We start from the raw sequence: 12,687 nt of genomic DNA on the forward strand, positions 1-12,687 counted from the left end.
GGAGCTGTTCCTCGCTCTGCAGTGAACGTCCGCACGTCGGCGTCGGGATACCGGGAGGGTGACCGATGGGTGAGCCGCACCCCTCGGGGTCTGGCCAGGTGGCCGTCTGGGTGGCGGCCGGCCCGGCGCCCGGGGACCGGTCGCCGGGCCTGGAGGAGCGCGCTCGGCGACACCGTGAGACACGGGACGCCACGCGCCGGTTCGGCCGGGAGCTCGTGCGGGCGTACACCTCATGCCCGCCCGAGCAACAGCGCTGGGACCGCGACGAGCGGGGGCGTCCGCTCGTCCTGGATCCCGGCGGTCTGCACGTGAGCCTGAGCCACGCCGAGGCCGTGGTGGCCGCCGCGGTGTCCCGGGCCGCCCCGGTCGGGGTCGACGTCGAACGGCTGCGGCCGCTGCCCGATCGCGACGCGCTGGCCCGCACGGCGTTGTCCGCGAGCGAGCAGCAGGCCCTGGACGCCCTGCCGGACGAGCTCAGGGACACCCAGCTGCTCCGCTTCTGGACCCGGAAGGAGGCGGTCGCCAAGGCCCTCGGCACCGGACTGGCCACGCACTTGCGCGAGGTGGTCACCACTGCCGGAGGTGGCCTGGTCTCGCTTCCCGCCGGGTTCGGCGAGGTCGGTGCGTGGTCGTTGTCCGATGTCGCCGTCCGGGACCCCGGGGTGATCGCCTGCGTCGCGGTCCGGGCGCCGGGGATCAAGGTGCTGACCCGGACCCTCGGACTGCCCGCGGAGCACGGCGGACCCTTCTCGGACGGCGCTGCCGGTCACGGTTTCTAGGACTGGCTCTGGGACTGGTTTCTGGGACTGGTCTCCAGGACTAGGCGTCCACCGGGGCGACCCGCAGGTTGCCCAGGTGCGGGTGCCACAGGTGGGTCGGGTCGGCCTCGACCGCGGCCACCGTCTCCTGCATGACGCGCAGCGCCTCCGGCTTGCCGCCGTCGTACATCTCGCCCTGCAGCATCTTGATGACGTCCAGCCGGTACCGCGGGTCCGCCACGAACGTGGTGAACAGGATGTTCAGCCGGTAGTAGACCGAGATGAACTCGTACCAGTTGCGCACGCCGTTGCGGATCGTCTTCTCGTAGGTGGCGAAGGACGCCTTGGAGAAGTCGTCGTTCGCGAAGGCCTTGAGGATGTCGTCGGTGACCAGCCGCGCGCTGTTCAGCGCGACGCTCACCCCGGAGGAGAAGATCGGGTCGACGAAGCGCGCGGCGTCACCGATGAGCACGTACCGGTCGCCGCAGATCTCCTTCATCGCGTAGCTGTAGTCGGCCTCGACCTTGAAGTCGGTGACCCGCTTGGTCTTCTTCAGCGCCGCGGCCAGGTCCGGCCGGCTCTCCACGAACTTCCAGAAGAAGGCCTCGCGGTCCAGGTTCGCCTCGGCGAACTGCTTCTTCTGCGTCACGACCCCGATGCTGGTGACGGTGTCGGTGATCGGGATCTGCCACACCCAGGTGTCGGTGATCGGCAGGAAGTGGATGTAGATGTAGTCGACCTTCTCCGGGCTGTTGGCGACCTCGCTGCGGTCCAGGCCCTCGAACCAGGTGTGGATCGCGTACTGGTCGAAGACCGGGTCCGACTCCTTGGTCCCCAGCTGCCGGCCCAGGAAGGTCTGCCGGCCGGAGGCGTCGATCACCATCTTCGCGGTGACGCCGACCTCGTGGCGGCCCATCCGGGCGGTCACGGTGACCTTCTCCGGGTCGTCGAAGTCCGCACGCAGCACCCGGATGCCCTGGAACACCTTGGCGCCCAGGCTCTCGGCGTGCTTGAGCAGGATCAGGTCGAACTTGCTGCGGTCGACGTGGAACGTGTAGTCCCGGTCGGTGCCGGGCTGGTCGCGCTCCTTGAACAGGATGTCGGCGGTGCCGAGCTCGTGGGTGAGCGTGGCGGCCAGGTCGGCGTTGATGTTCGGCGAGGTGGTGGCGGTCCAGGCGGCGCCGTACTTCTTCGGGAAGCCCGCCGCCTCCACCTTGTCCATGGCGCCGGTCTCCAGCAGGCACCGGGTGGTGGCCGGCACCAGCGACTCGCCGACGTGCGGCCGCGGGAAGTTGTCACCCTCGAACACGGCCACCGACAGGCCGGCCTTGGCCAGGTAGGCCGCGGCGGTGGAGCCGGCCGGACCGCCGCCGACGATCACGACGTCATAGTCGACACTCATGGCTGTCAGACACCTTCCGCGGAGTCGGCCGTCAGGCCGGAGACGAGCAGGCTGATGGCGGCGACGGTCCGGAAGTTCGCGGCGTTGATCGAGGCCAGCGGGACGTCGACGTGCAGCTCCTCGCGCAGGTAGTTCAGCAGGAGCGCGCTGTTCATCGAGTTCAGGACGTCCCACTCCAGCAGCGGGGTGGTCTCCGTCAGCTCGCCCTTGGGGTCGCCCTCCAGGAAGCTCTCGCTGATGAATTTCATGATCCTTGGTGTGACCTCGTCGAGGGTCATCGCACCGGCCTTTCGGTTGGGAGGTTGGGGACGGCGCGCGCCGCCAGCGCGGTCCGGTCGATCTTGCCGTTGCCGTTCCTGGGCAGCGGGGAAAGGAAGCGCACCTCGTCGGCGACCATGTAGCGCGGCAGATGCTCGGCCAGGTGCTGACGCAGGGCCAGGACGCCGAGGTCGGCGCCGGGCCGGGCGGCGACGAACGCCACCAGGCGGGTGTCGACGCCCTCGCCGACCGTCACGGCCGCGGCCTCGGCGACGCCGGGGTGGTTCTCCAGCACCGCCTCGACCTCGCCGAGCTCGACCCGGTGGCCGCGGACCTTGACCATGTGGTCGCGGCGCCCGACGTAGTCCAGGGTGCCGTCGGCCAGGATCTTGACGATGTCGCCGGTGCTGTAGGGGCCGCGCTGCGGCGGGTGGCCCCAGTAGCCGGGCATCACGGTGGGGCCGTCCACGAGCAGTTCGCCCTCTTCGCCGGCGGTCGCGATGATCCCGTCGTCACGCACCACCCAGACCCGGTCCCCGGAGGCCGCGACGCCGATCGGCACCGGCCGGTCCCGGCCCAGGTCTTCTTTGCGGACCACGTGGTAGGTGCACACGTTGGTCTCGGTGGGGCCGTAGAGGTTCATCATCCGGGCGTTCGTCCAGGCCGCCAGGTCGCGCAGCTGCCCGATGGCGAACGGCTCGCCGGCGAACAGCACCGTGTGCAGCGAGTCGGGCGCCGGGCGGTCGAGCAGGCCGCCGTGCCGCATCATCACCGCGAGCGCGGAGGGCACCGAGTACCAGATGGTGATCTGCTGCTCGTGGACGAACTCCACGAGCTGCTTCGGTGCGAACGACAGCTCCGCCGGTATCAGGTGCACCGAGGCACCGGCGCGGAACGCCGCGTACAGGTCGAGGACCGACAGGTCGAAGGTGAACGGCGCGTGGTTGGCGAAGCGGTCTTCCGGCTCCGGGGCCAGCACGTCGCAGGCCCAGTCGACGAAGGCCCGCGCGTTCTCGTGGGTCAGGCACACGCCCTTGGGCACGCCGGTCGATCCCGACGTGTAGAGGATGTATGCGAGGTCTTCAGGAGCGGTGTCGGCGTTGACGGCCGGCGCGGGATCGTAGGGACCGTCGAGGTCCTCGTAGCGGACCTGCTCCCCCAGTTCGGCGGAGATCCGCGAGATCTTCTCGGCGGTGGTCAGGACGACGGCTGCCGCGCAGTCCCGGACAATGGTCGCGACCCGGGCCGGCGGAGTGCTGCCGTCGACCGGCACGTAGGCGGCGCCGAGCCGCAGGACGGCCTGCATCGCCGCGACCGTCGCAGGGCTCTTGGCCGCCCACAGCACGACCCGGTCGCCGCGGCCCACGCCGTGCCGGCCGAGCCGGGCGGCGATCGCGTCGGCCGCGGCGTCCAGCTCGGCGTAGCTGAGCGAGCCGGACGGCGTGCTCACCGCCGGCGCGTCGGGCCGCCGGGCGGCGGCGTCGATGACGAGCTGGTGCAGGCTCACAGGCCCGTCCCCCTCGCGATGAGTTCCATCTGGATCTCCGTGGTCCCGGAGAAGATGGTGGTGGGCAGGCTGTCCCGCAGCTGCGCCTCGATCCCGGTCTCGACCAGGTAGCCCATCGAGCCGAACAGCTGCATGGCGTCCAGGCTGTTGGCGATCGCGGCCTCGGACACCGCGGTCTTCGCCATGGCGATCGCGACGACGTCGGTGCGGCCCTCGTCGAGCAGCCAGCAGGCGCGGTAGAGCATCAGGCGCGCGCTCTCCAGCCGCTGCCGCATCCGGGCGATCTTGTGCGAGACGGCCTGGAAGCCGGCGATCTTCTGGCCGAACTGGCGCCGGTTGTTCACGTGGTCCACGCACTCGGCGAGCTGCCGGCCCATCTGCCCGAGGTAGCCGGCGAACAGCGCGCCGCGCTCCCAGGCCATGGAGTGCTGGAAGATCGCGCCGCCGCTGCCCTCGGCTCCGAGCAGGTACTCGGCCGGGACGACGCAGCCGTCGAACCGGACCCGCGAGGCCAGGCAGCCTTCCAGGCCCATCTTCCGCAGCGGCTCACCGACGACGACGCCGTCGAGCTCGCGCGGGACGGCGAACGCTGAGACGCCGAGGAAACCGGCGGTGGAATCGGTGACCGCATAGGTCACGTAGACGTCCGCGATCGGGCCGTTGCTGACGAACGACTTCTCGCCGTGGAGCACGTAGCCCTCGTCGGTGCGCGTGGCGGTGGAGCGGATCCGACCGATGTCCGAGCCGGCCTCGTCCTCGGTCATGGCGTTGCCCGCGACCACGTCGCCGGAGGCCATGCCGGCCAGCAGCTCCTTCGTCGCGGCCGTGCCGAAGTCCTGGACGGGCACGGCGCAGGAGAGAAGGTGTGCCGCTACCCCGAACACCAGGCCCATGTCAGTACAGGAACGGCCGAACGCCTCCAGGGCCAGCGCGGTGTCCAGGGCCCCCAGGCCGGCCCCGCCGTATTCCTGCGACACGCACAGCGCCGTGAGGCCGGCGGCCGCCGCGTCCTTCCATGCCAGGCGCACCTGCTCCGGGTCGGTGGACGTCTCGTGCTCGGAGAAGCGCTCGACGACGGCGGCGCTGATCTCGGCGCAGCGTTCACGCTGAATCGGTGACGGCTCGAAGTCCATCAGAGGTTTTCCGATATGTAGTCGACCGTTTCCATTTCAATCCCGCCTCGGTGATGGTAGGTGAAGGTCGTACTCGGAAGTGACAGCGCCCTGACATTCGATTATTCTCGGCCCGACACTTCGGCAACGTTAGATTCCCCGCGGGCCGGCTCCAACCCTTATCGCACCCTTATGCGAAAGGCGGCTGCGACCTAGGGGGCGGATAAGGGTGTCGGCCGGGACACCGCCGACGTATCCTGCGCGAGACGGGCCGAACCCCACCTCCCGCTCGACGCCGGGGTCCGGTAGGGGTGGAAGTGGGGTGTCGGCGATCAGGGCCGCCCCGTAAGGTCGGTGCGGGAATCTGGAATGGCACAAGAACTCCGTCCCGGATCCGCGAATCACTTTACCAATCGCAGGGGGCCGCATCAGTCATGGCCGATGAAGAAAAGCTGCGCCAGTACCTGAAGAAGGCCACCGGCGAACTTCAGCAAACCGCCCGGAGACTGCGCGAGGTCGAGCTCAGGGAATCCGAGCCCATCGCCGTCGTCGGCATGGGCTGCGTCTTTCCCCCCGGTCTGCGCTCTCCGGCGGAGCTGTGGCGGTTCGTGGCCGGCGAGGGCGACGGGATCTCGCCGTTTCCCGACGACCGGGGCTGGGGCTCCGGCTCCGGCGCGGGCCGGTGCGGCTTCATCGCCGGAGCCGACCTGTTCGACGCCGAGTTCTTCGGCATCGGCGAGCACGAGGCGCTGGCGATGGATCCGCAGCAGCGGCTGCTGCTGGAGACCGCGTGGTCAGCGCTCGAAGACGCCGGCGTCGACCCGGTCGGGCTGCGCGGATCCCAGACCGGCGTCTACGCCGGCGTGTCTTACTGCGATTACGGCGCAGGGCCCCGGGACGCACTCCCCACGAGCGTCGCGGACCAGCTGATCATCGGCAGCTCGCCGAGCACGGCCTCGGGCCGTATCTCCCACACTCTAGGCCTTCGCGGGCCGGCCATCAGCATCGACACGGCCTGCTCCTCCGCGCTGGTCGCCATCCACCTGGCGTGTCAGGCCCTACGGCGCGGCGACTGCGAGTTGGCGCTGGCCGGCGGCGTCACCGTCATGGCCACGTCCAGCGTCCTCGACGAGTTCAGCCGCCGCGGCGCCCTGGCCGCCGACGGCAGGTGCAAGCCCTACGCGAGCGCCGCGGACGGCATGGGGTTCGGCGAGGGCGCGGGGCTGCTGACGCTGGAACGGCTGTCCGTGGCGCAGCGCAACGGCCGCTCCGTGCTCGCGGTGATCCGCGGGACGGCGATCAACCAGGACGGCGCGACGAACGGCATGACCTCGCCGAGCCGTTCGGCGCAGGAGGCGGTCATCCGGCAGGCGCTGGAGGCCGCCGGACTCACCCCCGACCAGGTGGACGCGGTGGAGGGGCACGGGACCGGCACGGCGCTCGGCGACTCGATCGAGGCCGAGGCGCTGATCGCCGTCTACGGCGAGAAGCGGGATCCGGCCCGGCCGCTGCGGCTGGGCTCGGTCAAGTCGAACATCGGGCACACGCAGACCGCGTCCGGCGTGGCCGGAGTGATCAAGACGGTGATGTCCATGCGCGCCGGGATCCACGCGCGCACGCTGCACCTCGACCGGCCGTCCGACTACGTCGACTGGTCCGACGGGACCGTCGTGCCGACGGGCGAGTCGGTTCCGTGGCCGGCCGAGGGGCGGCCGCGACGGGCCGGTGTGTCCTCGTTCGGGATCAGCGGGACCAACGCGCACGTGATTCTTGAAGAGCCGGCTGCTGCCGAGACCGACAGCGCTCCGGGCGATACCAAGGGTTCGGCGGCACCCTGGGTGCTTTCAGCGAAGACCGAACCGGCGCTGCGCGCCATGGCCGCGGAGCTCAGCTCCTTTCTCGCCACTTCTCCGGCCGGTATCGCAGAGGTCGGGAACTCGCTGGCCCACCGGTCCGCCTTCAAGCACCGCGCGGTCATTCTGGCCGCGTCCGTCGAAGAACATCTCGCCGCGCTGGCGGCGCTGGCTCGTGGCGACGACGCGCCCGGTCTGCACACCGGCACGGCTGTCTCAGCGAAGACCGCAGTGGTGTTCGCGGGCTGCGAACCCGCCTCGGCCGCCGAACGTTTCCCGGCCATGGTGCAGGCCTACGAACGGCTCAGTGCGTGCGGAGTGGCACCGGAGCTCGTCGCAGGCTCGGGAATCGGCGAGATCGCCGCTGCGCACGTCGCCGGAATCCTGTCGTACGCCGACGCCCTGTCACTCGCGGCGAGCGCCTGCGCGCCCGACACCCTGTGCGCCACCGCACAGCGGATCGACTACGCCAAGCCGCGTCTCACCCTCGTCTCCACCGGCGGCGACCCGGCCGACCCGAGCTACTGGGCCTCGGCCGATTTCCTGCGCTCCGACGCCGAGGACGTCCGGTCCGAGGTGCGGGCACGGGGCGCGGCGAGCGTCCTGGAGCTCGATCCCGACATCACCGCTGATCAGCTGGTGACGCGTCTGGCCACGGCCTTCACCGCCGGGACGTCCGTGTCGTGGCAGGCGGTCTTCGCCGGGACCGGCTCCGGGAGGATCCGGCTGCCCGGCTATCCCTTCCAGCGCCGACGCTTCTGGCTCGACGGGCCGACCGGCCGGGGCGGCGCGGGGTCCGGGCCCGACATCGTCAAGGAATCCGTGCATCCGCTGCTCGGCGGCCCGATCGACCTCGCCGACTCCGACGAGCACCGATTCTCCCGCGCACTGACCGCGCAAGAGCCCTGGTACGCGCCCACCCTGCCGCTGGCCGTCGTCGCCGAATGGGCACTGGCCGCCGCGAGCCACAGTGGCAACACCCTGACGATCGAGGATCTCGCCCTCGGTGAGCCCGCCGCGCTCCCCCTCGTCCTCCAGACGACGGTCGACTCCCAGGGCGCGATCCGCGGTTTCAGCGCGGGCGCCGACCGCAGCTGGACCCCGCAGTTCACCGCCTCGGCAGCGCAGACGGACCAGCCAGTCCCGTCCGCCACATATCTGAACGGGCTGCGCGCTCGGTTGGGCGGGGACGAGGCCCTGGCGCTCATCGAGGCCGACACCGATCAGTACCTTCTGAATCCCGGCGTCCTCGAAGCCTGCTTCCGCACCGCCCTGCCGCTCGTCGATGGCGGCGACCAGACGTGGCTCCCGTCGAGCCTGTCGCGGCTCACCCGCCACCGCGAGCTCCCGCACCGACTGTGGTGCCACGCGCGCCGCACCCCTGACGGCCCGATCGACCTGGAGCTGTACTCCGACTCCGGTGAGCCGCTGGCGACCATCACAGGACTCAGACATACGGCCGCCGACCACCCCACCGCGGACACCGATTCGTGGGACGTCGCAGAACTGTCGCGCCTGGCCATCGAAGAGCCGCAGGCCGCGCGACAGACCTTCGCGGACATCCTGTTCACCCGGGTCACCACCATGGTCGAAGGACTCGACGACGACCGGGAAAGTCTGCGTGAGCGCTTCCCCGAGCTGCGGCTGGGCGATCTCGGCCTGGACTCGCTGCGCGCGATGCGGCTCCGGGAACAGCTGCGCTCCGTGCTGTCCGTGGACGTCCCGCCGCAGCGCCTGCTCGGCGACGCCACCGTGGCCGACGTCGTAGACCTGGTCTGCCGGTCCCTGGCTGCCCGAAGCCTGGTCGTCACCGGCGACGAAGAGCCGGCGGCCGCCGGCGAGATCGAAGAACTCATCCTGTAATCCGCCAGGAAGGCAGCCACGATGACCACGGACCTGTTCGCCGAGCTGTACCGCCGCGGGGTGCGGCTGAGGCTCGCCGACGGCAAGCTGCACGTGACGGCGCCGCCCGGCGCCCTGACTCCCGCGCTGCGCGAGGAGATGAGCCTGCGCAAGGACGAGCTCATCGAGATCATCTCGCGCGCCGAGCGCGCGGACGAGCCGGCGGGCCTGCAGGCGCAGCCGGCCGAGCGGCACGAGCCGTTCCCGCTGACCGACATCCAGCAGGCCTATTGGGTGGGCCGGACGCCGGCGGTGGAGCTTGGCGGGAACGCAGCGCACGGCTATCTGGAGTTCGACGCCGTGGATCTGGACGTCCCCCGGCTCGGCCGGGCCCTGAACCAGCTCATCCGGCGGCACGACATGCTGCGCGCCGTCATCCAGCCCGGCGGGTACCAGCAGGTCCTGCCCGAGGTGCCGGAGTACGACATCGCGGTCGCCGACCTGTCGGCACTGGACGACGCGGCGCGGGAGGCCGGGATCGAGCAGATCCGGGCGGAACTGTCCGACCAGATCATCCCCGCCGACCGCTGGCCGCTGTTCGAGATCCGGGCCACCAAGCTGGAGGACCGGCGGTGGCGGCTGCACATGAGCTTCGACATGCTCATCATGGACGGGTTCAGCATCGGGATCTTCCAGCGCGACTGGTTCACCTTCTACAGCCGCCCCGAGGCCGCGCCCGAGCCCCTGGACATCAGCTTCCGCGACTACGTCCTCGCCGAGAAGAAGCAGCAGCAGGGCGGCCGCGGGTTCGAGGAGGACAAGCGGTACTGGCTGGACCGGCTCGACCAGCTGCCGCCGGCTCCCGAGCTGCCGCTGGCGGTCCAGCCGGGGCAGCTCTCGCGCCCGGCGTTCGCCCGGCAGCACACGCGGCTGTCCGCGGGTCACTGGTCGGCCATCAAGGAGACGGCCCGCAGCAGGGGCCTGACTCCGTCGGCGGTGCTGCTGGCGGCCTATGCCGACGTGCTGCGCCGCTGGTCGAAGCGCCCGGAGCTGACCTTAAACCTGACGCTGTTCAACCGTCCGCCGTCGCATCCGCGGCTCGGCGAGGTGATCGGCGACTTCACCTCGGTGGTACTGCTGGAATCGCGGCCCGAGTCCGAGGACTCCTTCGCCGGGCGCGCCAAGCGGCTGCACCACCAGCTGATGGAAGACCTCGGCCACTCCTCGTTCTCCGGGGTGCGCGTCCTGCGGGAGCGCGCCAGGCGGCTCGGCGGCCGGCCGGGCGCCGCGATGCCGGTGGTGTTCACGTCGATGATCGGCTTCGACTCCGCGTCGAACATCACCGAGTCGGCGCAGATGTTCGGCGACGTCGTGTTCGGCGCGAGCCAGACACCGCAGGTCTGGCTGGACTACCAGGTGCTGGAGGAGCGCGGCGAGCTGCTGGTCAACTGGGACTACGTGGACGGGCTCTTCCCCGACGACATGGTGGCCGAGATGTTCGCCGCGCACCGCGCGTGCCTGGAGCAGCTCGGCGGCAGCGAGGGCGCCTGGGACGAGGCGGAGCTCGTGGTACTGCCGGAGGCGCAGGCCGTGGAGCGCTGCCGGGCCAACGACACCGAGGCACCGATCCCGGCGCGCACGCTGTGCGACCTGGTCGAGGAGCAGGCCGAGCGGGCCCCGGACGCGATCGCCGTGATCACGGCCGAGGGCGAGCACAGCTACCGCGAGCTGGTCGGCGACGCCTACCGCCTGGCCCACGTCCTACACTCGGCCGGCGCGGAGCGCGACACCCTGGTCGGCATCATCGCCGAGAAGGGTTACGCCCAGGTAGCCGCCGCCCTCGGCGTCACCAGGTCGGGGGCGGCGTATCTGCCGATCGAGCCGCACTGGCCGGCCGCCCGCCGCGAGCAGATCCTGCGGCAGGGCCGAGTCCGCACGGTGGTCACAACCCCCCGCCTGCGCGACGAACTGAGCTGGCCCGACGACATCAGCCTACTGACCCTGACCGACGCCGAGGTACGCTCCGCCCCACCCACCCCGCCACCGACCGGCCCGGCCCCGGACGACCTGGCCTACGTGATCTTCACCTCCGGCTCGACCGGCACGCCGAAGGGCGTGATGATCGACCACAAGGCGGCGGCCAACACCATCCAGGACCTCAACAGCCGCTTCCACCTCACCCCGCAGGACCGGGTACTGGCACTGTCCGCACTCAGCTTCGACCTGTCGGTCTACGACGTGTTCGGCCTCCTGGCAGCCGGCGGCGCGGTCGTCATGCCAGAGCCGGGCCGCTCAGCCGAGCCCCGCCACTGGAGCGACCTGGTAACCCGCCACCAGGTGACCCTGTGGAACACCGTGCCGGCGCTGATGCAGGCCTGGATCGACGCGCACGACGCGGCAGCCACCCCACCCGGCACAGCCCTACGCCTGGTGATGATGAGCGGCGACTGGATCCCGGTGACCCTCCCGGACCGCATCAGCACCCTGTACCCGGCGACGCGCATCATGAGCCTGGGCGGCGCCACCGAGGCATCGATCTGGTCGATCCACCACCCGATCGGCGCAGTACCCCCGGAGTGGACGTCGATCCCCTACGGCAAGCCCCTGGCCAACCAGACCATGCACGTCTACGACCAGTGGCTCGAACCGAGCCCAACCTGGGCAACCGGCGAGATCTACATCGGCGGCAGCGGCGTAGCCCGCGGCTACTGGGGCGACCCGGAGCGCACCACGGAACGCTTCATCGTGCACCCCCGCACCAAGGCACGCCTCTACCGCACCGGCGACCTCGGCCGCTACCTCCCCGGCGGCGACATCGAGTTCCTGGGCCGCGAAGACTCGCAGGTCAAGGTCAACGGCTACCGCATCGAACTCGGCGAGATAGCGGCCCCCCTCCGCCGGCACCAGGGCATCCGCGAGGCAATCGTCGCAGTGGACACACACCCCCGCACGGGCCGCCGCCAGCTAGTCGCCTACCTGGTCCCCGCCGAGGGCGAAGCCCCCGCAGGCCGCCCCCACCCGGACGCAGAGGCACTGCGAGCCGAGCTGGAGGAACTGCTACCGGAGTACATGGTGCCGCGGCACTACCTGCTGATCCCGAAGGTGCCACTGAGCCCAAACGGCAAGGTCGACATGTCGGCCCTGCCAGCACCCCGCGAGCAGCAGGCCTCTGCGACCCCATCAGAGCCGCGCGACGAGCTGGAGCGCACGCTACTCCGCTTCTGGCAGGAGGTACTGGAGCGCAACGACTTCGGCATCGAGGAAAACTTCTTCGAACTCGGCGGCGACTCCCTCCGCGCGATCGGAATCCAGGAGCGAATCGCAAAGCAGTTCGGCGCCGGCGGCAGCCAGGACGACGGGCTGCGACGGCTGTTCGACAACCCAACGGTCGCCCGCCTGGCAACGGCGCTACGCGCGGAGGGCGAGGTCGGGACCGCAGGCTAGCGCCACTCCCCGCTCGACGATCCGGCGCGATCTCCCCGTGGAGATCGCGCCGGACCAGCTTCCGGTGACAGGCCAGCCGGACCGGCCCCGTCGTGAGGGGGGTCCGACCGGACCATGCGGGGTGTTGGTTCTGGGTCCCTCGCCGCGTCGGCGGGCGAAGCCAACCTGGCCGGTTTGGTGGTGTCCAGCCGGACGGAGCCGGACCACAGCAGGTGTGATGCGGCTTGACGCCGCCGAACCGGGCTGGTTCCGTAAGGCGACGACGTGGCGAGGGGCCCAGAACCCGGTGACCACAAGCAGCGACCGCCGCCGACCAGCGCAACGCAGGCAACAGCGGATAGAAAGCCGACCAGTCGCGGACCGCCGCCAAACCGCCGGACGCTCGGGTCGCCCCCTCGCTGTAGAGCGCCCGCCGGAGGCCTCAAGGCGCCCACCACGCACGACGATTGCCGCCTACGACATGCGCAGTGACTCGGACCGACGCGCGGTCTTGCACGCGAAAACTGCCACC

7 protein-coding genes are annotated in these 12,687 nt (G+C 70.7%); 3 read left to right on the plus strand and 4 right to left on the minus strand.

Annotation, left to right across the window (positions count from 1 at the left end; genetic code table 11):
• Positions 1–65: 65 nt before the first annotated feature.
• Complete coding sequence (locus ABH935_RS12380) at positions 66–779, plus strand: 4'-phosphopantetheinyl transferase superfamily protein (protein ID WP_370377993.1); 714 nt, start codon at positions 66–68, stop codon at positions 777–779.
• 40 nt (positions 780–819) lie between these two features.
• Here ABH935_RS12380 and ABH935_RS12385 read toward each other — a convergent pair whose 3' ends face one another.
• From ABH935_RS12385 to ABH935_RS12400, 4 genes are read right to left on the minus strand one after another with little or no spacing between them, the layout of a single operon-like run.
• Positions 820–2,160 (minus strand): NAD(P)/FAD-dependent oxidoreductase, encoded by a 1,341-nt coding sequence (locus ABH935_RS12385; protein WP_370377994.1) that lies wholly within the window; start codon positions 2,158–2,160, stop codon positions 820–822.
• 5 nt (positions 2,161–2,165) lie between these two features.
• Entirely contained in the window at positions 2,166–2,408 is a 243-nt protein-coding gene (locus ABH935_RS12390) for an acyl carrier protein (RefSeq protein ID WP_370351600.1), read from the minus strand.
• Positions 2,409–2,434: 26 nt separating this feature from the next.
• Positions 2,435–3,925 (minus strand): amino acid adenylation domain-containing protein, encoded by a 1,491-nt coding sequence (locus ABH935_RS12395; protein WP_370377995.1) that lies wholly within the window; start codon positions 3,923–3,925, stop codon positions 2,435–2,437.
• Complete coding sequence (locus tag ABH935_RS12400; protein ID WP_370377996.1) at positions 3,922–5,058, minus strand: acyl-CoA dehydrogenase family protein; 1,137 nt, start codon at positions 5,056–5,058, stop codon at positions 3,922–3,924. The genes ABH935_RS12395 and ABH935_RS12400 overlap by 4 nt, the downstream gene beginning before the upstream one ends.
• Positions 5,059–5,471: 413 nt before the next feature.
• Between ABH935_RS12400 and ABH935_RS12405 the strand changes: the two genes are divergently transcribed.
• Together ABH935_RS12405 and ABH935_RS12410 are read left to right on the plus strand one after the other, a co-directional pair.
• Complete coding sequence (locus tag ABH935_RS12405) at positions 5,472–8,753, plus strand: type I polyketide synthase (RefSeq protein WP_370377997.1); 3,282 nt, start codon at positions 5,472–5,474, stop codon at positions 8,751–8,753.
• Between the two features lie 21 nt (positions 8,754–8,774).
• A complete protein-coding gene (locus ABH935_RS12410; RefSeq protein ID WP_370377998.1) occupies positions 8,775–12,176 on the plus strand; it encodes an amino acid adenylation domain-containing protein in 3,402 nt (1,133 codons plus the stop codon).
• The last annotated feature ends 511 nt before the right edge of the window (positions 12,177–12,687 follow it).

It is taken from the genome of Catenulispora sp. GAS73 (genome assembly GCF_041262085.1).
Taxonomy (GTDB): Bacteria; Actinomycetota; Actinomycetes; order Streptomycetales; family Catenulisporaceae; genus Catenulispora.

Excerpts from the sequence above, each read along its gene's own strand:
- ABH935_RS12380 (WP_370377993.1), top strand. The coding sequence starts at position 66 with ATGGGTGAGCCGCACCCCTCGGGGTCTGGCCAGGTGGCCGTCTGGGTG.
- ABH935_RS12385 (WP_370377994.1), bottom strand. The coding sequence starts at position 2,160 with ATGAGTGTCGACTATGACGTCGTGATCGTCGGCGGCGGTCCGGCCGGC.
- ABH935_RS12390 (WP_370351600.1), bottom strand. The coding sequence starts at position 2,408 with ATGAAATTCATCAGCGAGAGCTTCCTGGAGGGCGACCCCAAGGGCGAG.
- ABH935_RS12400 (WP_370377996.1), bottom strand. The coding sequence starts at position 5,058 with ATGGACTTCGAGCCGTCACCGATTCAGCGTGAACGCTGCGCCGAGATC.
- ABH935_RS12405 (WP_370377997.1), top strand. The coding sequence starts at position 5,472 with ATGGCCGATGAAGAAAAGCTGCGCCAGTACCTGAAGAAGGCCACCGGC.
- ABH935_RS12410 (WP_370377998.1), top strand. The coding sequence starts at position 8,775 with ATGACCACGGACCTGTTCGCCGAGCTGTACCGCCGCGGGGTGCGGCTG.